This window comes from Virgibacillus flavescens (assembly GCF_050574275.1).
GTDB lineage: Bacteria > Bacillota > Bacilli > Bacillales > Amphibacillaceae > Virgibacillus_F > Virgibacillus_F flavescens.
Window position 1 is genome coordinate 850,314 of the sequence record NZ_CP192260.1, and the last position, 26,028, is coordinate 876,341.

The 26,028-nt window shown below is 39.0% G+C and carries 32 protein-coding genes; 27 read left to right on the forward strand and 5 right to left on the reverse strand.

Annotation, left to right across the window (positions count from 1 at the left end):
• Genes walK through VBD025_RS04290 form a run of 5 tightly spaced genes read left to right on the forward strand, consistent with a single transcriptional unit; the run spans position 1 to position 6,074 of the window.
• The gene (gene walK, locus VBD025_RS04270) at positions 1–1,824 is read left to right on the forward strand and encodes a cell wall metabolism sensor histidine kinase WalK (RefSeq protein WP_430789599.1); all 1,824 of its coding nucleotides are present in this window, start codon (positions 1–3) and stop codon (positions 1,822–1,824) included.
• A complete protein-coding gene (locus VBD025_RS04275) occupies positions 1,821–3,134 on the forward strand; it encodes a YycH family regulatory protein (protein ID WP_430789601.1) in 1,314 nt (437 codons plus the stop codon). Before walK ends, VBD025_RS04275 begins: the two co-directional genes overlap by 4 nt.
• Positions 3,115–4,047 carry a two-component system regulatory protein YycI gene (locus tag VBD025_RS04280; protein WP_430789604.1) on the forward strand — a complete coding sequence of 311 codons (933 nt, stop codon included), beginning with the start codon at positions 3,115–3,117 and terminating at the stop codon, positions 4,045–4,047. The genes VBD025_RS04275 and VBD025_RS04280 overlap by 20 nt, the downstream gene beginning before the upstream one ends.
• Positions 4,044–4,841, forward strand: a complete 798-nt coding sequence (locus VBD025_RS04285; RefSeq protein WP_430789606.1) for an MBL fold metallo-hydrolase — start codon at positions 4,044–4,046, stop codon at positions 4,839–4,841. The genes VBD025_RS04280 and VBD025_RS04285 overlap by 4 nt, the downstream gene beginning before the upstream one ends.
• 39 nt (positions 4,842–4,880) lie before the next feature.
• The gene (locus VBD025_RS04290; protein ID WP_430789608.1) at positions 4,881–6,074 is read left to right on the forward strand and encodes a S1C family serine protease; all 1,194 of its coding nucleotides are present in this window, start codon (positions 4,881–4,883) and stop codon (positions 6,072–6,074) included.
• A gap of 147 nt (positions 6,075–6,221) precedes the next feature.
• Here the strand turns inward: VBD025_RS04290 and VBD025_RS04295 are convergent, their stop codons facing one another.
• A complete protein-coding gene (locus VBD025_RS04295; protein ID WP_430791258.1) occupies positions 6,222–6,590 on the reverse strand; it encodes a DoxX family protein in 369 nt (122 codons plus the stop codon).
• 438 nt (positions 6,591–7,028) lie between these two features.
• Between VBD025_RS04295 and VBD025_RS04300 the strand changes: the two genes are divergently transcribed.
• The 22 genes from VBD025_RS04300 to VBD025_RS04405 all read left to right on the forward strand — a co-directional run bounded on the left by VBD025_RS04300 (position 7,029) and on the right by VBD025_RS04405 (position 20,874).
• Complete coding sequence (locus tag VBD025_RS04300; protein ID WP_430789610.1) at positions 7,029–8,747, forward strand: ABC transporter ATP-binding protein; 1,719 nt, start codon at positions 7,029–7,031, stop codon at positions 8,745–8,747.
• Positions 8,748–8,882: 135 nt separating this feature from the next.
• Positions 8,883–9,215, forward strand: coding sequence for a PadR family transcriptional regulator (locus tag VBD025_RS04305; protein WP_430789612.1), 333 nt, complete (start codon positions 8,883–8,885; stop codon positions 9,213–9,215).
• Between the two features lie 3 nt (positions 9,216–9,218).
• On the forward strand, positions 9,219–9,740 hold the full coding sequence (locus VBD025_RS04310; protein ID WP_430789614.1) for a DUF2812 domain-containing protein: 522 nt from the start codon (positions 9,219–9,221) through the stop codon (positions 9,738–9,740).
• An 82-nt stretch (positions 9,741–9,822) separates the two neighbouring features.
• The gene (locus VBD025_RS04315) at positions 9,823–10,653 is read left to right on the forward strand and encodes a GNAT family N-acetyltransferase (protein ID WP_430789617.1); all 831 of its coding nucleotides are present in this window, start codon (positions 9,823–9,825) and stop codon (positions 10,651–10,653) included.
• A 30-nt stretch (positions 10,654–10,683) separates the two neighbouring features.
• On the forward strand, positions 10,684–11,316 hold the full coding sequence (locus VBD025_RS04320; RefSeq protein WP_430789620.1) for a hypothetical protein: 633 nt from the start codon (positions 10,684–10,686) through the stop codon (positions 11,314–11,316).
• Between the two features lie 12 nt (positions 11,317–11,328).
• On the forward strand, positions 11,329–11,715 hold the full coding sequence (locus VBD025_RS04325; RefSeq protein WP_430789623.1) for a hypothetical protein: 387 nt from the start codon (positions 11,329–11,331) through the stop codon (positions 11,713–11,715).
• 118 nt (positions 11,716–11,833) lie between these two features.
• Entirely contained in the window at positions 11,834–12,487 is a 654-nt protein-coding gene (locus tag VBD025_RS04330) for a Type 1 glutamine amidotransferase-like domain-containing protein (protein ID WP_430789626.1), read from the forward strand.
• 13 nt (positions 12,488–12,500) lie between these two features.
• Entirely contained in the window at positions 12,501–12,722 is a 222-nt protein-coding gene (locus tag VBD025_RS04335) for a hypothetical protein (RefSeq protein WP_430789628.1), read from the forward strand.
• A gap of 28 nt (positions 12,723–12,750) precedes the next feature.
• Positions 12,751–13,281, forward strand: a complete 531-nt coding sequence (locus tag VBD025_RS04340) for a hypothetical protein (RefSeq protein WP_430789630.1) — start codon at positions 12,751–12,753, stop codon at positions 13,279–13,281.
• A 20-nt stretch (positions 13,282–13,301) separates the two neighbouring features.
• On the forward strand, positions 13,302–13,478 hold the full coding sequence (locus VBD025_RS04345) for a hypothetical protein (RefSeq protein WP_430789632.1): 177 nt from the start codon (positions 13,302–13,304) through the stop codon (positions 13,476–13,478).
• 24 nt (positions 13,479–13,502) lie between these two features.
• A complete protein-coding gene (locus tag VBD025_RS04350; protein ID WP_430789634.1) occupies positions 13,503–13,922 on the forward strand; it encodes an NUDIX hydrolase in 420 nt (139 codons plus the stop codon).
• Positions 13,923–13,933: 11 nt separating this feature from the next.
• Entirely contained in the window at positions 13,934–14,125 is a 192-nt protein-coding gene (locus VBD025_RS04355; protein WP_430789636.1) for a hypothetical protein, read from the forward strand.
• A gap of 37 nt (positions 14,126–14,162) precedes the next feature.
• On the forward strand, positions 14,163–14,444 hold the full coding sequence (locus VBD025_RS04360) for a hypothetical protein (protein ID WP_430789638.1): 282 nt from the start codon (positions 14,163–14,165) through the stop codon (positions 14,442–14,444).
• The gene (locus tag VBD025_RS04365) at positions 14,441–15,145 is read left to right on the forward strand and encodes a class I SAM-dependent methyltransferase (RefSeq protein ID WP_430789640.1); all 705 of its coding nucleotides are present in this window, start codon (positions 14,441–14,443) and stop codon (positions 15,143–15,145) included. The genes VBD025_RS04360 and VBD025_RS04365 overlap by 4 nt, the downstream gene beginning before the upstream one ends.
• Positions 15,146–15,170: 25 nt before the next feature.
• Positions 15,171–15,386 (forward strand): hypothetical protein, encoded by a 216-nt coding sequence (locus tag VBD025_RS04370; protein ID WP_430789642.1) that lies wholly within the window; start codon positions 15,171–15,173, stop codon positions 15,384–15,386.
• Positions 15,383–15,994, forward strand: a complete 612-nt coding sequence (locus VBD025_RS04375; protein ID WP_430789644.1) for a class I SAM-dependent methyltransferase — start codon at positions 15,383–15,385, stop codon at positions 15,992–15,994. The genes VBD025_RS04370 and VBD025_RS04375 overlap by 4 nt, the downstream gene beginning before the upstream one ends.
• Before the next feature lie 180 nt (positions 15,995–16,174).
• The gene (locus VBD025_RS04380; RefSeq protein ID WP_430789646.1) at positions 16,175–16,519 is read left to right on the forward strand and encodes an ArsR/SmtB family transcription factor; all 345 of its coding nucleotides are present in this window, start codon (positions 16,175–16,177) and stop codon (positions 16,517–16,519) included.
• Between the two features lie 29 nt (positions 16,520–16,548).
• The gene (locus tag VBD025_RS04385) at positions 16,549–17,850 is read left to right on the forward strand and encodes an arsenic transporter (RefSeq protein WP_430789648.1); all 1,302 of its coding nucleotides are present in this window, start codon (positions 16,549–16,551) and stop codon (positions 17,848–17,850) included.
• A 126-nt stretch (positions 17,851–17,976) separates the two neighbouring features.
• A complete protein-coding gene (gene arsC / locus VBD025_RS04390; RefSeq protein WP_430789650.1) occupies positions 17,977–18,396 on the forward strand; it encodes an arsenate reductase (thioredoxin) in 420 nt (139 codons plus the stop codon).
• A 39-nt stretch (positions 18,397–18,435) separates the two neighbouring features.
• On the forward strand, positions 18,436–18,801 hold the full coding sequence (gene arsD / locus VBD025_RS04395; protein WP_430789652.1) for an arsenite efflux transporter metallochaperone ArsD: 366 nt from the start codon (positions 18,436–18,438) through the stop codon (positions 18,799–18,801).
• Between the two features lie 15 nt (positions 18,802–18,816).
• Positions 18,817–20,589: an arsenical pump-driving ATPase gene (gene arsA / locus VBD025_RS04400; RefSeq protein ID WP_430789654.1), complete on the forward strand. Its 1,773-nt coding sequence runs from the start codon at positions 18,817–18,819 to the stop codon at positions 20,587–20,589.
• Between the two features lie 15 nt (positions 20,590–20,604).
• The gene (locus tag VBD025_RS04405; RefSeq protein WP_430789656.1) at positions 20,605–20,874 is read left to right on the forward strand and encodes an adhesin; all 270 of its coding nucleotides are present in this window, start codon (positions 20,605–20,607) and stop codon (positions 20,872–20,874) included.
• A 394-nt stretch (positions 20,875–21,268) separates the two neighbouring features.
• Here VBD025_RS04405 and VBD025_RS04410 read toward each other — a convergent pair whose 3' ends face one another.
• From VBD025_RS04410 to VBD025_RS04425, 4 genes are all read right to left on the reverse strand, one after another.
• A complete protein-coding gene (locus VBD025_RS04410; RefSeq protein ID WP_430789658.1) occupies positions 21,269–22,525 on the reverse strand; it encodes an MFS transporter in 1,257 nt (418 codons plus the stop codon).
• Positions 22,526–22,588: 63 nt separating this feature from the next.
• Entirely contained in the window at positions 22,589–23,890 is a 1,302-nt protein-coding gene (locus VBD025_RS04415) for an NAD(P)-binding domain-containing protein (protein WP_430789660.1), read from the reverse strand.
• Between the two features lie 69 nt (positions 23,891–23,959).
• Positions 23,960–24,283 carry an ArsR/SmtB family transcription factor gene (locus VBD025_RS04420; RefSeq protein WP_430791260.1) on the reverse strand — a complete coding sequence of 108 codons (324 nt, stop codon included), beginning with the start codon at positions 24,281–24,283 and terminating at the stop codon, positions 23,960–23,962.
• A gap of 350 nt (positions 24,284–24,633) precedes the next feature.
• Complete coding sequence (locus tag VBD025_RS04425; RefSeq protein WP_430791262.1) at positions 24,634–25,986, reverse strand: TrkH family potassium uptake protein; 1,353 nt, start codon at positions 25,984–25,986, stop codon at positions 24,634–24,636.
• Positions 25,987–26,028: the final 42 nt, after the last annotated feature.

The following is a 26,028-nucleotide window of genomic DNA, read 5'->3' on the forward strand; positions in this document are numbered from 1 at the left end:
ATGAAGAAAGTGGGCTTTTTTCGATCTATACAATTAAAATTTATCATCATTTTTATTTTACTGCTGCTTGTCGCGATACAAGTTATCGGTTCTTATTTTGTAGGGAAATTGGAGGATAAGCTAACCGGTAACTTTAAGCAATCTGTTAACACGCAGTCGGATTATTTAAGTCTTAACCTTGAGCGGGCGTTCGCAAAAGAACGAATAGAAGGTGAACAAACACTCCAAGAGGAAATACAGGAAATTGTAAGTGGCGTAGAAAGAAATGATGGTACGAGTATACAGGTAGTAAATGATCAAGGGCGTATTTTAGGAACAAATGACTATACCGCTAACATCGGGAAAAAGAATACCAATAATTTGATACAAAATGTATTGTTGTTTGGTTCATCTCATCAGGAAAAAGTAGTTAAATTATCCGAAAACTCTCCAAGGTTTTTTGTTTCTGTTTCTTCACTAAAAGATAGTGAAGGCGAAACAGTAGGCGCTATATACTTAGAAGCCTCAATGGAAGGTGTATATAATCAGCTTGAAGACATAAATCAGATATTCCTACAAGGTTCAATATTAGCTGTAACCGTTTCAGCTTTTCTGGGTGTTCTAATAGCACGGACCATTACTAAGCCTATAAAGGAAATGCGTCGTCAGGCTCAAACGATGGCGAAGGGAGTATTTTCTGAGAAAGTAAATGTATACAGTACAGATGAAATAGGAAACCTTGCAGAAACCTTCAATGATTTAAATGATAAATTAAGACATTCACAGGCCACGACAGAAGAGGAACGCAGGAAACTGAGTTCCGTTCTCTCCAATATGTCTGACGGAGTAATTGCGACAGATGATAAAGGTTCGGTTACGCTGATGAATGAAGCTGCTGCAATTCTTTTAAGTAAAGATCCAGAAGAATTGAAGGGTAAATTTTTAATAGATGTGCTGCAGTTAGGCGATAAAGTAGTCGACATTTCTGACCTGTATGATACCGGATCCATGATTGTCGATTTCAGTGAAGGGGACGACGTCTTTCTTATTCGGGCAAACTTCTCCATTATCACCGATGATTTTGATGATGTTATAGGTTTTATTACGGTTTTAAGTGACGTAACAGAACAGGAAAAAGCCGAACAGGAGCGTCGGGAGTTTGTATCCAATGTATCTCATGAACTTAGAACTCCTTTAACAACAATGCGGAGTTACCTTGAGGCATTGACAGAAGGTGCGTGGGAAGATAAGGAGATTGCTCCGAGATTTTTAAGTGTTACTCAGAATGAAACTGAGCGTATGATTCGAATGGTAAATGATCTGCTGCAGCTTTCTAAAATGGATCATAAGGATTACGGACTGCACAAAGAACGAACAGAATTTATTACCTATTTACATCGCATTATTGATCGCTTTGATATGAATGTGGCGGAAAAAATAAACCTTAAACGGGACCTTCCGATTGGGCAGTATTATGTGTATCTTGATAAGGATAAACTGACACAAGTGTTGGACAATATCATATCAAATGCCATAAAGTACTCTTCAGACGGGGGAACAATACAATTTAAAGCTGAAAAACAAAAGCATCAGCTTTTAATCAGCATCCAGGACGAGGGGCCAGGCATCGCATACGAAAAATTGGATAAAATCTTCGAACGATTTTATCGTGCTGATAAAGCGCGTAACCGCAAACTTGGAGGAACTGGCTTGGGGCTTGCCATTGCCAAAGAATTAGTCGAGGCACATCATGGAAAGATTTGGGCTAGAAGCAAAGAAGGTAAAGGGACTACTATTCTCTTTACACTTCCGCTAATGAATCAGAAGCGGAGGAGTTTCTTATGAAATTAGAATCCATTAAATCCTTTACGTTAACGTTTTTAATCGTAGTAAGTATACTGCTTACTGCTGGTTTGTGGAGTTATCAGTCAGATGACGAAGTATTAAATGATTCATTTGCAACCAGTATCAGCGTAGGCGGGGAAGGTAACCTTAAAAAAAGTGACCTCATTGGACCTAGCGAAATTACGTTTCAAGTGGATGACAAACATTACGGTTTTGCGAAACCAAATCAATCGGCTTTATTGTTTGACGATATGCATACATGGGGTCTTACAGGTATTCAGTCGGTTGATCGTAAAGATCAAATCACAAATAAGAGACAAATGGAAATCACTTTTCCTACTGCACTTCCTTTATCGTTTTTACCGAGTCTCTTTAACGTTGTAGAATCAGGGCGCTTACCTAATTGGTCATTTGATCGAATTGTTATTACGTTTATCGAAAACAGATCTGAACTGAAATTTCATTTTATTTCAGAGGATGAACAGCAGCGATTAACCGCTGTTGTAAAAGAGACGAGTAAGTATGAACGGTTATGGAATTATACTACAAAAGAAAATACTGATTTAATCGAATTGTTGCATTATGACAAGGGTGCGGAACCAATCTATATTCCACAAAATAACGTAACTTTGGAGAAAACCCAGCACACTGTGGACCGTATTGATGAAACAAAATTGGTGGATATATTATTTCCCAATACGTTAGCTAGTGGAACGGGTAATTATTATAATGATAGTGAGAAGGACTTACGTATTTCTGCCGATAACTTGAGTATGGAGTTGCTCAATTCCAAACGGGATGATTCCGAAAACGTTCAAATTCCTGCAGGAGCTTTACTGGATTACAGCAGACAGAACATTAATGATTACAAAGGCTGGACAGACACCTATAAGCTGGTTGAGATTAATTCCGTCAGAAGGACGCTGCGTTATCGTATGATTTATGAAGGATTACCAACATTCAGTACGGCAAACTTATCCGTAATTGAACAGGAGTTTGGGGAAAACGGCGAGTTGTATCATTACTCCCGGCCGATTATCAGCTTAAAAAGTGTGCTTCCTGATTCCACTTCAGTAGAACTGAGATCCGGAATGGAAGTTATTTCTTATTTGGAACGGGAGTATGATGACAGCGAACTGGAAGCGATACAAAATATTAAAATTGGATACGATTACTCATATAACGAGGAACTAACTTTAGCAACGCTCAATCCTGCTTGGTTTATGAGGAAACAGGATGACAGTGAATGGGAGAAAATCAGTTTTGAACCAAAAAAGGGGGGAGCAGTGGATGCAATGGAGTCAAATTAAAACATTATTTATCCTCTGTTTCTTTCTCCTTGATATCTATTTACTTATTCAGTTTACTGACAAGCAGAAGAAGGAAGATTTGGACGTATTGAAAGAACAGATCTCCACTATTGAAGATAATCTGAAAGCAGATAATATAACGATTTCAGATGATGTATCAAACGAGGTAAAAGATGGAACCTATATAGCTGTGAAGAAGCAGGTTTTCAGCGAAGAAGAAGTGAGATCGCTTAAAGCAGCAAGTACTCAGGAGACTGCAATTATTGATCAGGAATTCATTATTTCTAAATTAAAGGACCCTGTGAAGGTAGAAGAAGATGCAACAAATGAAGCAATTGCAGGTCTTGTGAAAAATGAGCTGGAACTTGTTTCTCCTGAGAGTTATAAATATTGGGGCTGGAATAAAGAAATGAATGTTTTATTATTTTTTCAGACAAAAAAGAACCGTCCTATCTATTTCAATCCAAATGGAATAGTACTCGTTTATCTGAATCAGGAGAATGAGATTGATTTTTACTCCCAAACCTTACTTGGTGAAATAGATGAGGAATCAGGTGAACAAAAAGTGACACCAATTCAGGCAATCAGCGTCCTCTATCAGAGGAATGAATTAACACCTAATACCGAAGTTTCAAAAGTAGAATTAGGGTATTTCACGCGGATTCCGCTAGATAACGCAACACAGGTATTCGCGCCAACATGGCAAGTAACCACGGGTGATAAAGTGAATTATTTTGTAAACGCCATTGAACCTTCTGTATTTACGAGTGATGACTTGGTATTTTTAACCGATTCGATGCAACGAATGACTGAAAAAGTTATGCAAATTGAAAAAAATGAAGAGTTAAAAGAATATCTTTTAAAACAACTGGAAAATCGAGTAATAGGAATAAATCGGAGTGAATCGGAATGACTTTACGTTTTAGTGTATTAGCATCAGGAAGTACTGGAAATGCTTTTTATATAGAATCTGAAAAAGAGAAAATATTAGTAGATGCTGGTTTAAGTGGAAAGCAAATGGACAAGCTTTTTAGTGAAGTACACGTGAATCCAGCAGAATTAACCGGAATATTGGTTACGCACGAGCATAGTGATCATATTAAAGGTCTAGGAATTATTGCGCGGAAATATAATTTACCTATCTATGCAAACGAAAAAACATGGAATGCCATGGAAGGATCAATTGGAAAAATTTCATTGGATCAGAAATTTCATTTTGGTATGGAAGAAGTAAAGACGTTCAGTGATATGGATATCGAATCCTTTGGCGTTTCGCATGATGCTGCAGAGCCAATGTTCTATACGTTTCGTCACAACAACAAAAAGGTTGCTCTCGTGACAGATCTTGGATACGTATCGGAACGTATTAAAAAAACGGTTGAGGATGCAGACGCCTACATTTTTGAAGCAAACCACGATGTTGGGATGCTCCGAATGGGAAGGTATCCGTGGAATGTAAAACGACGTATCCTGGGTGATTCCGGTCATGTTTCAAATGAAGACTGCGGTTTAGCATTATATGATATTATTGGAAATCGAACAAAACGTATTTATTTAGCTCATTTAAGTCAAGATAACAATATGAAAGACTTAGCCAGAATGTCGGTTAGTAATGTGCTGGAAGAACGTGGCGTTGCAATTAATAAAACGATAAAGGTCATGGACACGGATCCGAAAAAAGCTACAGACTTGTATGAAGTGATTTAGGTATTGCCAGGCGCCGCACATGATGAAAGGGATGATAGGATGGATTATTTTAACGATCAATATCCACCATCAGGCAGAAAACAGAGAAGTAAGAAAAACTGGATTCTCCCTGTACTTATAGGTATAGTCATCGGCGTCTTAATTGTAGTTATAGCAATGCCATCTTTATTGCAGTCTGCCTGGACAAATGAATCGCCGTCTGGCAATGAAAATGTACCACAATCATCTGAGAACAGCTACGTTAACGTAGACGTCACAACTCAAATTACAGATGTTGTTGAAGATGTTGCTCCTGCTGTAGTAGGTGTAGTCAACATACAGCAGCAAATGGAATTTTGGCAGCAGCAGGAAAGTCAGGCTGGTACTGGATCAGGCGTAATTTACAAAAAAGATGATGGGACTGCATATGTGATTACAAACCATCATGTGGTCGAGGGAGCAGACACGATAGAAGTTGTCCTTTCCGATGATACACATATAAAAGCGGAAATTCTCGGAAGTGATTTATTCTCGGATTTAGCTGTTCTTCGGATGGATAGTAAACAAGTAAAACAGGTCATCCAAATGGGATCCTCTGAGAGTGTAAAGGTCGGTGAGCCTGCGATCGCGATTGGGAACCCATTAGGAATGCAGTTCTCAGGTTCTGTAACACAAGGAGTAATCAGTGGAAAGCAACGAACCATTCCAATGGACTTCAACCAGGATGGGCGACCAGACTGGCAAGCTGAAGTACTTCAAACCGATGCAGCAATCAATCCCGGGAACAGCGGCGGCGCTCTAATTAATATTAAAGGCCAATTGATTGGAATTAATTCGATGAAGATTAATCAAACAGCGGTTGAAGGAATAGGCTTTGCAATTCCAATCGATACAGCAAGACCACTAGTAGACCAATTAGAAAAAAAGGGAACCATTACCCGACCGTATTTGGGTGTTGAGATCTACTCGCTGGAAGAGATACCACAGACCGAGTGGGAAGGCACGCTAAGCCTCCCAGAAGGTGTTAAGGGTGGCGTCTATATCTGGAGTGTGGAACAAATGTCACCGGCAGATAAAGCAGGTCTAAAGCGTTTGGACGTCATTACCCAAGTCGATGGTAAAGAAATTTTGAATATGATTGATCTACGTAAAATTCTATATCAGGAAAAAAAGGTTGGCGATGATTTAGATGTAACCTTTTATCGTGATAGTAAAAAACAAACGACTACCATAAAACTTGGTCAGCAGCGCTAATCATTAAAAATCACTCCCCAATGTGCGGGAGTGATTTTTTGATGTCACGCGAACACGTGTGCATATGTGCATAAGTTTGTGGATAAGTTTAATTTTGTTAATAAAAATGGCACCTGGGTTTAGGTGCCAATTCATCATTCTATTGAATTATCTAAACTTCTGTCCTCGTACATGGTTCCAGAGTAAAAATAATAAAATCAGCATTACAATATCAAGTCTTGCTGCGTATAAGAAATGGAAGAAACCATCGGATGTTAGTAAAGGGAGTTTCGTTAAAATAATTGCTGCAATAACAATAACGATCAGAGGTAACGAAGCTTCCTTCACATAGAACCTTCCAGCAATCAAAGCACCACAAACTATTTCTGTAATCGCAACTACCAGTAAAAGAGTTGCAGGGAATGGCACTTCCAAACTTGCAAAGCTAGCTTGGAAATCATTAAATAATAATTTCATTAAACCAGTAATTATAAAAACATACCCAACCGCATAGCAAATCCAATTCGATATCGGCATTCTCACACATGACACCTCCTGTTTGTATTTTAAAAACGGGGCTAATTGCATCTTTTTTAATATATATGCTGGGCTTGGGCAAAGATTGACAAGTATTTTTTTGAAGGTTAGCTAATGGTCTATTCTTATTGCTATTCGACAGATTTAGACTTATAATTTGGCTTATACATAGGTGGTGGCCGGTATTTTTGCTAGCTTGGGATGTATGTCAGCCGGAGCGGGATGTATTTAGATAAAAGCGGCGAGTAAATCATGGCCCGGCCGGTATTCCGTCTGAGTTGGCTTGTATTCATCTAGGTTTGGCTCGTATTTCAGCCGAAGCGGCATGTATTTAGATGAAAGCGGCGAGTAAATCATGGCCCGGCCGGTATTCTGTCCGAGTTGGCTTGTATTTCAAGCCCATAACTATTTTTACATAATGAAAAGGAAGTGTACCATGTGATAAAACGTTTTTTCTCCTACTACAAGCCGCATAAGCGATTATTTATGATCGATTTTGGCTGTGCTGTAATCGTTGCGATACTGGAACTTGCTTTTCCCGTAGCGGTTCAGAAATTTATTGATGAATTACTTCCCACCAAAGACTGGAATCTAATTATCTTGGTCAGCATTGGGCTGTTTCTTGTATATTTATTTAGTACGTTTCTCCAATATGTTGTCACCTACTGGGGGCATAAGCTTGGGGTAAATATTGAAACGGATATGCGTCAGGATTTATTTAATCATGTGCAAAAGCAGTCTTTCCGATTTTTTGATAATACAAAAACAGGGCATATCATGAGTCGAATCACGAATGATTTATTTGATATTGGCGAACTTGCCCACCATGGTCCGGAAGACTTTTTCATAGCGATCATGACGTTTGTGGGTGCGTTTTGGATTATGTTTACATATAACGCTAAGCTCGCGCTGATCATCCTGTTTGTAGTGCCTATTCTCGTTTGGTTAATTACCTTCAGTAACATCAAGATGAACGCAGCATGGAAAAAGATGTACAAGGACATTGCTGATGTGAATGCCCGCGTGGAAGACGCTGTATCTGGTGTACGTGTTGTTCAGTCATTTACAAATGAAAAACATGAAATGGCTCGCTTCACAAAGGATAACTACAGCTTTCGTTCAGCGAAGATCAGCGCCTATAAAGTAATGGCGTTTGTTCATTCGAATATTTATATGATGATGCGTTTAATCGTTCTGATTGTGTTAGTAGTTGGTTCATGGATAACCTTAAACAATGAAAGTTTCACAGAGGGAGATCTTGTTTTATTCATACTATTCACCAATGTCCTCTTCAAACCAATTGAAAAAATCAGTGCACTGCTTGAGCTATATCCGAAAGGGATGGCAGGGTTTAAGCGCTTCACCGATTTATTAGATGTCAGTCCTGAAGTGGTTAATCGTAAAGATGCACAGGAAGTTACATCGCTAAAGGGTAATATTCAATTTAATCAGGTAACGTTTGGCTACGAAAAGACACAGGCTCCTGTGCTGAATAACCTTAATTTTTCGGTGAATGCAGGCGAAACGATTGCGTTTGTTGGGCCATCTGGAGCTGGTAAAACAACAATATGTTCACTAATCCCCCGCTTTTACGATGTTCGCGCGGGAAGTATTACTATTGATGGAATTGACTTGCGTGACATGACAAAGGAATCACTGCGTCATCAGATTGGAATTGTGCAGCAGGATGTATTTCTATTTACCGGTACCTTACGGGAAAATATTGCATACGGACGTCTTGATGCTTCAGACGAAGAAATTGAAAAAGCGGCTAAGGATGCGCATATGCTGGAGTTTATTAACGAGCTGCCATACGGATATGAGACGCAAATCGGCGAGCGTGGCCTGAAACTATCAGGTGGACAAAAGCAGCGGATTGCCATTGCTCGGATGTTCTTAAAAAATCCTCCGATCTTAATTCTGGATGAAGCAACTTCTGCGCTCGACACCGAGACAGAAATGATTATCCAAAAAGCATTAACTGAACTGGCTAAAGATCGCACAACTCTTGTTATCGCGCATCGTTTGGCAACCATAAGAAATGCGGATCGAATTATGGTCGTTACAAAAGATGGAATTGCAGAACAGGGAAATCATGAAGAGCTTATTGAGCGGAATGGAATTTTTGCCAATTTGCACCGAGTACAGATGCATTAGGAATATGACGTTAGACCCAGCGGATTATATGCTGGGTCTTTTTTAATATAAAAAAATAGTGTGATTACGTAATTATTTTGCTATTATATCGATAAGCGATATATCGATATGCGATACAAAAAGGTGTGTGAGTACATGACAAAATTACCAGAGAATTATTTGCCTCTCTCACAGGCGACGTATTATATTTTACTGTCGCTGCGAGAAGCACGTCACGGATACGGGATCATGCAGGATGTAGAAGAAATCAGCCATGGGGACGTAACAATGGGTCCTGGCACGTTATATGGGGCATTAAGCAAACTTGAGAAACAGGGAGTCATATGTAAGACGGACGTTAAATCCGATGACCGCCGGAAGTATTACGAGTTGACGCGTACAGGTGTGACAGTACTTCAGCTTGAATATAAGCGTCTAGTCTCACTGGTGAAGAATGCGGAAGTTATTATCGAAGACTTGGAGGGATAAAAAATGACTGTAAAACGATTTAGGTTGTTTATTGCATCAGATGTTCAAAAGGAAGAGAAATGGCTGACGGAAATGTCGAGGCGGGGTCTACACTTTTATAAATATCGATTTGGAATTTATTATTTTGAGGAGAGTCCAGATGAATCGTATATTTACCAAATTGATTTTCTGCAAAGCCCTGGCAACGATTATTTTCAGCTATACAAGGATGCAGGTTGGGAAAATATAAACAATGCTTATAATTGGTTAAAACTCTTTCATTATTTTCGTACAGAAGCGGACAATCCTGGCATGAAAAAAATTTACTCAGACAAAGAATCTGTTAAAGAGTCCTATCAGCGTATGTTGACCATGTATATAACGATATTTTGTTGTATTCTTATTTCTCAAATTGGGATAGTGCTGACTTGGAGAGGTTATGTATTCCAAATAGCCATTAGCATACTGGTGGTGTCTATATTACTATTGTATATCTATTTGTTCATTTCTCTCAAAAGAAAAATTAATTTCTACAGAAAAGATTAATTTTTTAAATAATTTAGTCTGTAAAATGTTACACTAAAAGGAAGCGTTTAAATGAAGAAAGAATGAGAGGTGCGAACGGGGTATGATCTTTGGGGACAAAATTGCCGGACTAGATTATCGATATAGAAAAGGTGTTTACGCTGTAATCTTCAATGCGGCTAAGGATAAAATTGCTATAATTCGAGGTTCACGAGGGAAGTATTTTTTAGCTGGCGGCGGAGTTGAAAACAATGAAAACGATGCCGAATGTTTAGAACGGGAGCTGCTGGAAGAGACTGGATACGAAATTGAAATTGGTACGTTTATCGGTCGAGCCCAGCGATATTTTCATTCCACAAGAAATGAACCTATCTTAAGTGATGGTTATTTTTTCTTAGCAAAATTAAAATCAAAAGTACAGGAACCAATCGAAGAAGATCACTTTTTAGAATGGGTAACTGCAGAAACAGTTCCAAATCTGCTGGAAAGCGATAACCAGGTATGGGCTGTAAAGGAAGCAATTCATTCCACCTACGATCCCTCCATCAAGAAGCTTCTAGCCTATGCTACCTCGGAAAATAAACTTGCTAAACAGTATGAACTGTACAACCAATCTCAAAACCGAAAATTATATGGATTTAAACAAAATAACAGCGCAATTGGATGTATTGGAATTGAATTTCCATCTCCAAACCAGTGTGAAATTAAGCATATTGTCGTTTCTCCAGATTTCCGCGGGTACGGACTCGGAAGAAAGATGATTCAGTTTGTCATCGATCAAAATTATCTCACGGGAATTACTGCTGAAACGGATAAAGATGCTGTAGGATTTTATCAAAAATGTGGCTTTCAGGTAACGAGTTTAGGAGAAAAGTATCCCGGAGTCGAGCGATATTGCTGCACCTATTCGATGAAAGAAGCAGCGAAAAATTGAAGAATGACTTGATAGTGAGGGAGTTTTTTCATGAAAAAATCTTATCAATTGTTAGTATTGATTTTTATTTTACTAGCCATGGCGGGATGCAGTGAGGGAGAAAAAGAACAAGGAATTGCAACCATTTCTTCAACTCCAGACTCTGACTACGTAAATACGTTCAAAGAATTGAACTTAGGAAGATTGTTCGATTTTAATTTTGAGTTACCTGACACTGATAATCAATTGGTTACGTTGTGGGTGGAAGGTTACAGTGACGGAGAAAAAATCGAATCAAATGTGGCGGAGTTAATTTATAGTGTTAATCCTGAACAGGATGAAGAGGGTCATTTGGGTTTTGGGATTTTAAGCCCTAATAATAAAAGCCCACAGATCTTCACCTATGCTCCTGAAGTGAGGAGTGAACCGCGTCCATTAGCTAACAATATTACAATTTCCGGGACGTCTAGGGAAAAATATGCTGTCGGTGAGGATGAAGTAAATTTAGAAGCAGGAGAAACAAGGATATTGGCTGTGTACAGAGAAGCGGAAAAATCTTATAAATCATATGATCCGCAGAATGAAGAGGCAATTGAAAAAATGATCGCCGAAGATGACACAGTACTATTATTCAAGATTAAGGTTGAAAAAGATAAGGAAGACGGTTCAAGCGCCTTAAACTAAGGAGTGATCCTGTTGAATGGTTATTCTGTATCTGGAAGGTTGTTCTTATATTCGATTGTTATGATAAGCTTATTATCTGCTTGTGGCACTTCTCAATCAGAAACAAATGGTAATCCCGCGCCAAAGGACTTTCTTGAACAAGAAAATGCTGATATTTTTATGCTTGGCAGTATTGTGTATTCTAACGTCGAGGATGTCGAGTGGGTACAGGAGTTAGATTATAACATTGGGGAACAGATTGCTGAGATTAGCGAGCAGACTGATAATGCCGGGGATTTTACTAATGGCAGCGCTACTAAACTCCCGGTTGGAACAAAAATATTTAAGACGGATAAAGCAGTATACATAGCAGTTGTAGACAGTAAGGAAATCCCCTACCTAAAGATGATCGAAGGATAATTATAGTATATTTGCTACAAATAAATTCTGACTATTTCATTTATTAACTGAAACTTTTGACCGGCGGTTACGTATATACTGATGACTGCAATTTATTAAACGTAGGAGTCGATACGCAGTGGGTAAATTATTTATCTCTGGTGGTGGCGATGGAGAACAAACAAAAGTCGTAGACACCATTTTTACAGGTGAAATTGATAAGGATAAACCATTATTATATATTCCTATCGCACGAGAACCGAACGAAACGGAGTATGGATCATGCTTCGATTGGATACATAGCGTTTTTAATCCTTTAGGAATAAACGAAATCACAATGTGGACGGATCTGAACAATAAAACTGTTGCGGATGTCAGACAGTTTTCTGCAATATATATTGGTGGCGGAAACACTACCAGTTTGTATAAAGAGCTTATAGATACCGGTTTTGATAAAGTGCTGGTAAACTATTTTAATTCCGGTGGAGTGATATACGGCGGAAGCGCAGGTGCCATCATTATGGGCAGCAATATCATGACGTGCGCATATTCTGATCCAAACCACGTTGGTTTAACTTACTTTGAAGGATTGAATCTTGTTAAGGATTACTCGATTTGGTGCCATTATGAAGAAAAAGAAGATTCATTGATTCAGGATTTTATCGAGAAATATAATAAACCAGTCATTTCCTTACCTGAAGGGACTGCCATATTTGTGAATCGCGATGGTTTACAGGTTATTGGAACAGAAAATGCTGTTGTATTTGAGGATGGACGTAAAAAGATTATGTGACAGAGGTGATAACATGAGAAAACAGAATGATAGAGAATGGAAGGTAATACAAAAATCTATTACCATTACGTTCTTCTTTTATTGGATAGCTCTTCTCTTACTTTCCGTTTACACACTAATCACTAGAGATGAACTAGGTCCTCCATTCATTATTATGAACGCAGGAACAGTAATTTTCTTCTCAAGCTTTATTATCATAAAAAGTAGGGCAAAAAAAGAAAGTAAGATTAACTGAAAGGGCTGAAAAAATGTTTTATATATTCGTGAGTATTGGTATTATTTTGGTCATTGCCGTGCTGTGGTTAGGTGATAAATTTGCTGGTGCTTCTGACATGATGGCTAATTTTTCAACTAGTACCTATAAAAAGCTGATGATTGGTCTCTCTATAGCGGCTGTATTATCAATGGGGTACGGTATTTATGCCAAAATTACGTATCAGCCTCCTTTTATGGATATTAGCGTAAATGGAGGTAGTTATACCGTTTTTGGTGATATTGGAGAAGTTGGGTATTATGCAGATGGTTTGGTAACGGAAGGCAAAGAAACCAACCTGAAATTAGTATCATGGGAAAAAGTAAATATGAATAAAGAAACGGAAATATTGATTCGTTATCCTTCAGGGAAGGAAGTCAGCTGGAATCCTGACGTTTCAGGTATAGAAGGAGTAGCAATCGATGAAATAAACAAAATCTATAAGCTTTCGCCGTATACGTTTGAGGAATCTGGTAATGTACAACTAACGATTAGAGATAAAGATTTAAGTTTTACTATTGATGTGAAGGAGCAGGAATAATCAGGGAGGTAAGTCCACAAATGAATCTGGTAATCTATGGATCAATTAGTCTTGTTATTCTTTTCTTTCTATTAATATCGGCTCAAGCAGGGGGAATGGGCGAATTCATACTGTTCATAGAATGGTCTACTAAATACATTCTTCCTTGGATTGCACTATTTTGGTTTATTAAAATGGTCAAAAGTAAAGGTGTGTAAATACTCTTGTTTAGAGGTGTTCATATGAAAAAATGGATGGGTTCTGCTGGATTGTGTATAAATGAAAAAAAACAGATTCTAATGGTTAAACAGGGACTTCCTGATGAGGAAAAGCTTTGGACCATTCCGTCTGGCGGTAAGGAAGCGAATGAAACGTTTGAAGCTTGCTGTATTAGAGAAACCTATGAAGAAACAGGTTATTTAACCAGCATAGTAAAGCCGTTATTTATAAAAGAAGGTACAACTTTTGGCATCCCGGTGACAGTACATTATTTCCAAATTAAGGTTGATGGTGGAAGTCCTATTATCCAGGATCCAGATGAACTTATTTACGAAATTGCCTGGAAGTCAGCAAATGAAATAAAAGATTTGGAGCTTTCTTTTCCAGAAGATAGGAATTTTTTATTAAATTTCATCAACGAAGAGCAGGTCATGATTAATTAAGAGGTGCTACTATGGACTTTGAATTATTAAAAGCAAGCATTAAACGATCAGCACTAAGGATTTTCTTAACAATAGCAGCAATTATACTTTTGATAAAAACTGTAGGGATTCTTTTCCCGGAAAATGAGTTTGCGATATACATCGTGGCTATCGCAACACCAATTCTTTTTATTTTAATTGATAAACCGAACGATAAAGAATAGCTTTAAAGACACCACGAATAGTCAGGAGATGTTGAACATGTTATTTATTATTTTCGCTTTTTTAGGGGTTGCCGTTGGACTGGCCATTATTAAGCTGACTCGCCACTACAGAGAGACCGGGAAATCAAGGATAATCACGATAGCACCTAGTGGTATCGCTATCATACTAGCGGTTTTTCTCATGTATTTAGGAAACGCGGTGGTTGAAGGAACGAACGGCGCTGCGTTTATGCTTCTTTCGATGATCATTTTTTGTTTTGGTGGAGTGGTTTTATACGTAACGGATAAGAAACTGAACAGTAAGGGGAATACTCGTTGAAATCAATCAAAGAGACGTACAACGATTTGTCAAAAGCTTATGAGGAGAATGTAGATACGGAAAGTCCCTATAATACCGATTATGAGCGTCCTGCAATGATGAAAGAGATCCCTGAGCAACTGGAAGGGGTAAAGGTTTTAGATGCAGGCTGTGCTGCTGGCTGGTATTGTGAGGCGTTTGTGAGCCGTGGTGCGGACGTTACGGGAATCGATGTAAGTTCAGGGATGGTCGAAGCGGCTAAAAGAAGACTCGGAGTTAAAGCAGCAATTTTTTGCCATGACCTCGAAGAAGCGCTGCCATTTCAGAATGAAGAATTTGATATCATTGTCAGTTCCTTGACACTTCATTACATAAAAGACTGGGGGCCAGTTTTTCAGGAGTTCAGACGAGTATTGAAACCTGGAGGAATCTTGTTGTTTTCTGTCCATCATCCTTTTATGGACTTTACCAGATTTAAGTTAGAGGACTATTTTAAGAAGCAGCTGCTGACAGAAACATGGACAAAGCAAAATATAAAAGCTGACGTCAGCTTTTATCGAAGGTCGTTACAGGAAATTATTACAGCTGTCTCAGAATATTTAACGGTGGAAGGCCTTACGGAACCACAGCCTGAAAAAGTAATGAAGGACAAGTACCCGAAAAAATATACATACTTAATGAAGAATCCACATTTTTTAATAATAAAGTCCAGGAAACAATAGTATCAGTTATAAATGAGGTGCAGGAATGAACATTACCGATTGGATAAATAAATGTAATGGTGAAAAATGGTTTAGGGTAACTGGTTTTGTTGTTAAAGCAACTCTTGGACTAGTGCTTGCAGCAGCATTTATTTGTTGCGCCATTTTGATTTATTTAGTAATACAGGATTATTTCTATGATGAGCCAGTCGTTGATAAAAACGAAACAATTGAATCGATAGAAATGGAGGCAAATTCATGACCAGTAAAGTGAATATAACTGATTCCTATAACAAAACGGCGATGGAGCGGGACAAATCGAAGCAACAGGATTGGAAGAAAAGAGAACGGGAAATTTTTCATGCGACTGCGACGAAAGAAGGTGTGCACAGTTTGCTTGAAATTGGTGCAGGGCCAGGCAAGGATAGTTTGTACTTTAATGAACAGGGGCTGGAGACATATAGTACAGATATTTCGCCGGAAATGGTGCGGTTGTGCAAGGATAAAGGTCTGCCTGCTGGAGTGATGAGCTTTGAAAATCTGGATTTCCCAAATGATCAATTTGACGCGGTTTGGGCGATGAATTGTCTGCTTCATGCTCCTAAGAACGAAATCAGGGAGGTTCTGAAAGAAATCAAACGCGTGTTAAAACCTTTCGGACTATTTTTTATGGGCGTATATGGTGGACAGAACTCTGAAGGTGTGTGGGAGGATGACTTCTACGAGCCGAAGCGCTTCTTTTCCTTTTATGATGACAATACGATACAGGAATTACTGGAGGAGTTTTTTACAATCGAGCGGTTTAAGGTGGTTCCGGCTGATGTAGTTGGCGGGAGCTTTGCGTTTCAGTCGATTATCGTGCGTAATTGATAGATAAGCTGATATCCACACGAATAAGCCGTTATATAGTAACTAAACAAAAAATAACCTGTCACCCGGTGTGAGTCTACTGGATGGCGGGTTATCTGCGTCCATTGAGAATAATTAGTTGCAACATATAAGCAAATCGTTATATACTAATACACGAATGAATAAGGAGGCGCTTTGCGTATGCTACAAACTGTAATCGATATTGAAAAAGCGGCGTTGACACTTAAATTATTAGGTGACAAGACGAGACTGACCATGGTCGGCCTGTTAAAAGATAATGAATGCTGTGTTTGTGAATTTGTAGAAGTGTTTGATATGAGCCAGCCTTCCATCAGTCAACATCTTCGCAAGCTGCGGGATGCGGGCATTGTGAAAGAGAAAAGACGCGGGCAGTGGATTTTTTATTCGCTAAATAAAGAGAGTGTGAGCTTTCCGATGGTTATGACGCTTCTTGAACATATACCAGATCAGAAAGAAAAATTAGAATGCTTAGAAGCAGAGGGAAAACGAATTAGCTGTACGTAAGGTTTTTTCGTAAATAAGGAGGAATTTGATTGGATTCATTAGTTTATTTAGCCATTGGGATCTTTGTCGTTACGTTAGTATTAGTAATTTGGCAGCCTAAGGGCTTAGGTATAGGTTGGAGCGCGTGCGGCGGGGCGATCCTTGCGCTAATCGTTGGCGTTGTTTCATGGGGTGACGTACTTACGGTTACCGGGATTGTTTGGAACGCCACGTTAACGTTTGTCGCAGTTATTTTAATCTCGCTTATTTTAGACGAGATAGGATTTTTCGAATGGGCAGCATTGCATATGGCCCGTATAGCCAAAGGTAATGGCGTTCGAATGTTTGTCTATATTATCTTATTGGGATCTGTTGTAGCGGCATTTTTTGCGAATGACGGAGCTGCACTTATCTTGACGCCAATCGTATTGGCAATGGTGCGAAATTTAAATTTTAAAGAAAAAATGATTTTACCGTTTATTATGGCAAGTGGTTTTATTGCAGATACCGCATCATTGCCACTAATTGTAAGTAATTTAGTAAATATAGTTTCTGCCGATTATTTTGGTATCGGATTTGTGGAGTATGCTTCACGGATGATTATTCCAAACCTCTTTTCGATAGGTGCTAGTATTTTGGTATTATATTTATTTTTCCGTAAAAGCATTCCTGGGAACTATGATTTATCCCAGTTAAAACAACCAAATGAAGCAATAAAAGATCACACCATGTTCAGAGTTTCATGGGTAGTATTAGCTGCATTACTGGCCGGATACTTTGGCAGTGAATTCATTGGTATTCCTGTATCCATTGTAGCTGGAATTATAGCTATTCTATTCCTGATTATGGCTAGAAGAAGCCCCGCGGTCGAAACGTCAACTGTTGTAAAAAGTGCACCATGGGCAATTGTATTCTTCTCGGTTGGTATGTATGTGGTTGTCTATGGATTGCAGAACGCTGGATTAACAAGTGTTCTCGCTACATTAATTCAGTGGACAGCAGATCAGGGACTGTATGTGGCAACGATTGGAATGGGCTTCATTGCCGCGATATTGTCTTCGATTATGAACAATATGCCAACGGTTATGATTGACGCGCTTGCCATTTCAGAAGTGCAAACAACAGCACCAATAAAAGAAGCACTTATTTATGCGAATGTTATCGGGTCAGATCTTGGACCAAAAATTACACCGATTGGTTCGCTTGCCACATTATTATGGCTGCATGTTCTATCCCTGAAAGGTTTTAAGATTTCATGGGGCTATTATTTCAAGGTCGGAATTATTCTAACCATACCAACCTTGTTCATCACACTGTCTGGACTTGCGTTATGGCTTTGGGTGATTTTATAAAAGTTAAATCAGAGTTAGTTTGTGCTGCTGCATCTCGTGGCCGATATATCCACAATACTGGCTGATATACTGAAAAACTTGGCTGATAAACCAAACAGCTACAGGTAAAAAAAGGAGAATTTATTTATGACTAAAAAAACAATTTACTTTCTATGTACGGGAAACTCATGCAGAAGCCAAATGGCAGAAGGGTTTGGTAAAGAATATCTTGGTGACGACTGGGAAGTGAAAAGCGCTGGGATTGAAGCACATGGCTTGAATCCAAATGCCGTAAAAGCAATGAAAGAAGTAGATATAGACATTTCCGGTCAGCAATCGGACATCATCGATCCGGATATATTGAATAATGCTGCGATGGCTATTACGCTTTGCGGAGATGCTGCCGACAAATGTCCGATGACGCCACCTCACGTAAAACGTGAACACTGGGGATTTGACGATCCTGCAAAAGCAGAAGGAACCGACGAAGAGAAATGGAAGGTATTCCAGCAGGTACGTGATGAAATTGGCGAGCGTATTAAGCTGTTTGCTGAGACTGGAAAATAATAGCGTAACAAGTTATTAAATTTACTATGGAGGGTTAGCATGACTAAACTTGAAATTTTTGACCCAGCAATGTGTTGTTCTACCGGAGTATGCGGGCCAACTGTAGATCCAGAACTTACACGGGTAGCCAGTGCTGTATTTTCTCTTCAAAAGAAGGGGTTTACTATAAATCGTTATAATCTCGCAAATGAGCCTGGGGAGTTCGTCGACAATAAAATCGTGAATAAGTTTCTCGAAGAACAAGGTCCAGACAGGCTACCTGTCGTTTTATTAAATGGAGAGATTGTTCTGGAAGCCAATTATCCAACGACTACGCAGCTTGCCGAGTGGTTTGATGTCGCAGCAGAAGCGTTAAACGACCGTCCGGATAATCGGGTAACAATAGATATCGATCAACTGAAATAGCGGGGTGTCAACATTATGTACCAAAAGTTTAATCCAAACCACATGGTTAAAACACCTTTCCTGTTTTTTACAGGTAAGGGCGGCGTAGGTAAGACCTCCACTGCGTGTGCGACGGCCATTCATTTAGCGGATTCAGGCAAGAAGGTTTTGCTTGTAAGCACGGATCCAGCGTCTAACTTACAGGATGTATTAGAAGTGGAATTAACAAATACACCTAAGCCCGTTCCGCACATAAAAAACTTAGATGCATCTAACATTGACCCGGAGGAAGCAGCAAAATCGCACCGAGAAAAGGTTGTTGGACCTTATCGAAATAAACTTCCAGACTCAGCTATCGCTAAAATGGAGGAGCAGCTTTCTGGTGCGTGCACGGTCGAGATGGCCGCCTTTGACGAGTTTGCATCGATAATTTCTAAGCCGTTAATTCATAATTATGACCACGTTATATTTGATACTGCGCCAACTGGTCATACCTTGAGATTACTCCAGCTTCCAAGTGCCTGGGATGGTTTCCTTGCGGAGAGCACACACGGGGCATCGTGTTTAGGTCCGTTATCCGGACTTCACGAAAAGAAAAATCTGTATAAACAGACTGTCGATGCATTGGCAGATGGAACGAAGACTACCTTAATCCTGGTAACGAGACCCGAAGTAGCTTCTTTACAGGAAGCGAACCGTTCTGCTCATGAATTAAAGGAAATCGGAATACGAAACCAGGCGCTGATTGTGAATGGGTTATTACAAACTCACGTATCTAACGACGAAGTTTCCACTGCCTTTTTCAATCGACAACAGGCAGCAATCAAGAAGCTTCCTGATGATTTGAAGCAAATGGCTGTGTACTCTTTACCGTTCGTTTCCTATCAACTTACAGGACTTGCGAATCTGCGTTATTTTTTCAAATATGATTTCCTGCAGACTGAAATTGATCAGGCTTCAGATGAGGGAAATGGTACACTACCCAAATTGTCCACCATGGTTGATAACTTTTCCAAAAGTAACACAAAAGTTATCTTCACAATGGGAAAAGGGGGAGTAGGAAAAACGACGGTAGCATCGGCTATCGCGGTTGGACTGGTCGAAAAAGGACACAAGGTTCATCTTACAACCACTGATCCAGCAGCACATTTGGAGTATATATTTTCTAATGGTATTGATAATGACTTATTAACGATTAGTTCCATCAATCCCAAAAAAGAGGTAAAAGCCTATAAAGAAAGCGTACTGGCAAAAGCGAGTAAAGATCTTGATGCTGATGGACTTGCTTATCTTCAAGAGGATCTGGACTCACCTTGTACGGAAGAAATTGCTGTTTTTCAGGCATTTGCTGAAAAGGTGGCTAAATCTGCTGACGAAATAGTTGTGATTGATACAGCACCTACTGGGCATACACTGCTTTTATTGGATTCTGCTGAAGAATACCATAAAGAGTTAACCCGTTCCGCGAGTGATGTATCAGACAGCGTACGGGATTTACTTCCACGACTGCGAAATGCTGATGAAACGAGTGTCGTGATTGTTACATTAGCAGAAACTACACCGGTTCTGGAGGCTGAACGATTGCAGGCAGATTTAATACGTGCAAACATAAAACCCGAATGGTGGGTTATTAATCAAAGCTTACTGGCGACTGAAACAAGAGATCCAATTTTAGCAGGCAGAGCGGTTTCTGAAAAAAAGTGGATGAAAAAGGTCAGGGATGAATTAGCTAGGAAAACGGCTATTATTCCGTGGATTGGTGAAGAAAAAATAGGCTATGAAAAATTGAAAGATTATAGTAACAGCTAGGAGAGGAGAATGGTTATGAAAATAACGGACGAGGCTAAACAAACATTGCACAACCTTTTTGAGGAACGTGGCGGTGAAGGAATTCGTATTTATTCTGCAGGAGCAGGATGTTGTGGACCTCAAATAGGATTATCTCTTGATAATCCAGAGGAAACAGACGTAATTAAAGACGTAAATGGAGTTCGTGTTGCAATTGATCAGGAGGTAGGAAGTTCTGTTGAGGAACTGATACTAGATAAAGATGGCGATAGGTTTGTACTGTCAGGTTTGGATGATTGCTGCTAAATAGGCATGGACAAAAATATATTATTTATAGCGTAATCCGAACGATTCATTCGATATCGTTCGGATTATTTGCTATGGCAATCGCTTTGTCAAAGTGCGCACGCTTCAGTTTATGCTGTTCTTGGCCGCTGAAAAAGTTAGATGTGGTATGAAATCTCTGGATCTACGATCGCATCTTCGAATATACTTCGCTTTCCGCGGGCGAGTGTCGAGCCTCTTCGGACTGGCGTCCTTCAGGGTCTCGCCGATCTCTTTCTTCCCGCAGGAGTCTTCGTATATTCGAAGATGCTAAGTGAGGGTGAAAAGATAGAATTTTATTATCCCCCCTTTTTCAGTAGCCTACAGAAGTCTTCTTCTTTTGACTAAACCATCTCGATTTTGTCCCAGACTCTTTTTAGCTTGATATTCTATTTGAATCAGCAGATCTCCAAGCTTGTTTATTCTCCATAAAAGCTACAATTGCCCATTGGACCGCTAAATAGAACAACACTCCTGATCCTCCCCAGTAAAGGTAGGAATAACCAGACTCTAATTCGATTATCATGTAACTTATAAACGGGCCAATTGCTGCACCGAAATCCTGAGCTATTGAATAGAAGGTAAGATAAGATACACCGTTTGACGAACTTCTGGAAACATCGAGTGCTATAGAATCTGTCAATGTCGATATAGCGGTAGCCCCTAACAATACGAGTAAGGTAACGGTAACCCAGAAACTGATCGGCATATCAAAAGATACTAGCCAGTATACAAATGCAGCAAGGATTAGCGTACTAATTAAAAGTGGCAATCGCCCCTTTGCACCGTCTGATTTTATTCCAATCCATCTCCCCAAAAAGGGTTCACATACCCATCTTACTGATTGAAGAAATCCTGACAGTAATGCCGCACTAACAACGAAATCAAGAACAGAAAATTCTTTTCCATAATAATATTCAATTACTGAACTAAGAGTTGAAGTTAAAATTCCTTGAAATAACAGTGCAGTTAAAAAGCCAGTGATACAAATGATAATAATTTTATTCCGACCATAAGAAGGGTTTACTAACGGTACGCGTAAATTCATAGTGGACTTACCCATTTTAGCGGCATAATCTTTTTTCATGGTTAAAAATGTGACCGGAACCCCTGTTAAAGTAATAATTCCAAAACAGATGGCTACGTTTTGCAGACCAATAACAGGTACGAATAATCCGCCTAGCAGCAGACCAAATAAACTTCCTAAACGATAGATTCCATTATAGGTTCCCATCGCTTTACCAAGATGTTTTTCATCCGCGTAATAAGCAACACTTGAAAGTCCGCCAATTCTAAAAAACGACCAGGCAATACCCCACAGCGCCCGTAACATAACCCAAGCAATAAATCCGCTAAATATACCATATCCTAATGTAGTTACTGCTCCAATCGTGACAGCAATCAACAGACCGGTTTTTAATGATATTTTTTTGTATATCCAACCGACTACGGGATTTACAGGCAAACGGATAAACCGGTTAATGGAAAGCAGTATTCCTACCTGCCATAACGAATCCAAGCCTACTTGTTTCCAGTATAAAGGCAATGCAATATATAACATGGAATCACCAAGCAGGCTTAGAGCAGTAACAACAGCTATTATTTTTATAACTTTTGAATTGTCTTGTGACATTGTACAAGGAACCCCTTCAGTTGAATGAAGTTTCTATAATTACCGCAAATGAATCATGAAATTTTAATCATTGCCGCTACTTCCACAGCACCCACTAGACCCACTCCCGATTATATCCAGTTGAATAGGTGTTGAATTAACACGACAGACCCCTGTTTCCGGCAGATTCAACTTAACTTTCTTGGCTTCCTCGTAGTCACCTGACAGGTAAGCAACAATCGAGCGTACCTGTTCGTAACCAGTCGTCATTAAAAATGTGGGAGCACGCCCGTAACTTTTAACTCCAGCTATATAAAAGTTTTTTTCCGGTTGGCGTAATTCTTTTTCACCATGGGGCCGAACAGTTCCACAACTATGAAGATTAGGGTCAATTAGCGGGGCAAGCTCTTTTGTGCTTTCAACTATCGGATCAACCTCGTACCTTAATTCTTTCAATATAGAAAAATCAGGTCGTGCCCCCGTATTCACGATGATTTCGTCTACGTCACTAATGGCAATACCCTCACTGCTTTGAATCTCAAAAGAGCCATTATCCTCCTTAATTTCTTCCACATAAAAATTGGAATGGACGTTTATGTGGCCATTATCAACAAGCTGATGCGTTTTGGTTCCAAGTTCCCCTCTAGCAGCTAATTTATCATCTTGTTCCCCTCCGAAAGCTTCTTGTGCCTGTTGCTTTCGAACAATCCAGGAAATAGTTGTATCGGGATATTTACCTTTAAGTGCACTCAAATCATTTAATGAATTTAAGGCTGAATGACCGCTCCCGATCACCGCAACATGTTTATTTTTAAAACGTGCTTCTTCTGTTGAAAAATCAGGAATTTGTGTGTGCAGGTTTTTACCCAATCCGTCAGCTCTCGATACACCATCAGCAAATGGAGGGTTGGGATTATACCATGTTCCAGTAACGTCGATGACTGCCTTAGCCTCGATTTTTTCAACGGTATCGTTTATGCGAACATATAGTACGAATGGGAGTTCTTCGCGTGAAGCGGACTTCATTTTATCAATATTTTTCTTAGTAATAGCGATAACTTCCGCGTTGTAAATGAGGTTATCTTTGATTTCTGGAAGGTTTGCTAATGGCTCGAGGTACTCTGTTACAAGCTCTTTTCCTGTAGGCAGCGTTTCTGCATCTGGTTCATTCCAGTTAGTCTGTTTCAGTAATTTCTTAGCCGCCTGATCGACGTTAAATTCCCATGGTGAGAATAATTGCACGTGCCCCCATTCAAGAATGCTGCTTCCAGCATTAGCCCCTTTCTCCAGAACCAGAAAACGCTGGTTGTAAGCATTCAGGTGAGCAGCAGCGGCGAGCCCGACAGGACCAGCGCCAATAACGACAGTCGGTAAAGTGGATAACATACTAATCTCTCCTCTTTAAAAATTTTATTTAATCAAAAAAAGTTGATTTAATATCGAAAAATTCACCGTTTATTTCCCAGGTACAAATAAACAGCAAAGTTCTTCACTTAGTAAATGATTCAATTCTTCTTTATTTAGACTATAGTAACTCCAGGTGCCCCGTGTCTCTTTTGTAACGATGTCGGCAGTTAACAGTATTTTTAAATGGTACGATAATTTAGATTGTGTCATGTTTAGTAACGGTTCTAAATCACAAACACACATTTCACCATTTTTAGTAAGCAAATTCATAATTTGAAGCCGCTTTTTATCTGCTATAGCTTTATACTTCATTTCATACTTTTCAAAGGTTTGATCCAGGTTCTCATCCTGCAGAATGTTAAACTCTTTCATGTTGTTCACCTCTTCATCAAATTTTATTGATTTAATCATATAACGGTATTCAAAAGCTGTCAATCATTAAATCAAAAAAAATTGATATAAGGGCGAAATAGTATTGTTGGCTATAATAAAAGTGAAACAGCCATGAAAAATTACATGGCTGTTTCAACTTTCATCATTACCTATTAACAACATGGATAAACATATAAAAAAGATGTTAACTACAACGGTATAAATATTTGGGTGATTTTTTATGAAAATGATGTTGAAGTTACTAATAATTATTAAAAGAGAAATTCTTGAAAATAATGTTCCCAGAAATAGACCTACTATAACTCTGAACAAAGTTCTCCCAATATTCATTAGCCAATGATCACCTTTTCCTTTGGATAGTGGAAGGAATCTTTTGTAACCTTACCTCGCATTAGAAACAGAAATGAGAAAATACCAATTCTGCCTATAAACATCATAAATATTATAATCCATTTAGCAAATGTGCTTAGATCAGCTGTAATTCCCATTGAAAGACCTGTTGTTCCAAACGCTGAGCAGACCTCAAACACAATTTCCAAGAAAGGGAAAGGCTCTGTATAGGCTAGCAAAATGATTGCTGTAACACATAACATACTTGCCGTGCTAATTACGATAAAAGATCGAATAACATCTTCTGGATCAATTTCTCTTCCAAATACTTTGATGCTGGAGTTACCTTTACCATAATTATAAATAGCTAATAACATGATTGCAAAAGTCGTCGTTCGTATTCCACCACCCACACTGCTGGGAGAGGCACCGATAAACATTAATATACATATCACAACTAACGTTGGTATGGTGAAATCACTTACATCCATTGTAGCCAGTCCACCATTTCTTGTAGTAACAGACTGAAACAGGCTGTAGAAAAGTTTCTCATGCCATAGCTTGTCTTCAAAAAAGGCATTTCTCTCCAGGAAATATATAAGTACCCAACCCACTAGTATGAGTCCAAAGTATGTAATGGTAGTTATTTTTGTAAAAAGGGAGAAATGGTATTTATTGTTGATTTCTTTGAATTTTCCACTAAGTAAATCTTGAACTTCTATAAGTACCGGAAATCCAATTGCACCTAAAATTAAAAGTATAATAGTAATAAATTGAACAAAGTAATCATCTGCAAATGGAATCAGCGAAGAACCAGTTATATCAAAACCAGCGTTTGTGGTAGCACTTACTGCACTAAAAAAGCCATGAAGTAAAGCTTCCTGCCAGGTATCGAAGTAACTCAAAAAATAGGTAGTGAGCACAATAGTACCTACTAGTTCAATGATAAGTATAATCTTAAAAATATCTATCATTAGTCTTACTAATCCACCCAGCGTAGATCTATTCTGGTCAATTTTGATTAATTGTCTTCCACGCAGGCCGATTTTTTTACCAAATAGTAACCATACAAATGTTCCAAGTGTCATAATACCAATTCCGCCAAATTGCAAAACGACTGCAAGGGCGATTTTACCAGCAGTATTGAACGTATCCACTGTTGGAACGACAGTTAGACCTGTAACACTAATGGCACTTACAGCAGTAAATAGTAAATCTATAAGAGATACGTTAACTCCTTCCTGGTGAAAGAGAGGAAACCCTAATAAAAGGGTGGAAACCATTACCGCTATTAGGTAAAACAAGACAATTGATTGAATAGTAGATAGGCGATTTACAAATAAAGAAAACAAAATTCCTTTCACTCCTCTTACCACTAAAAAACGATTAATTTA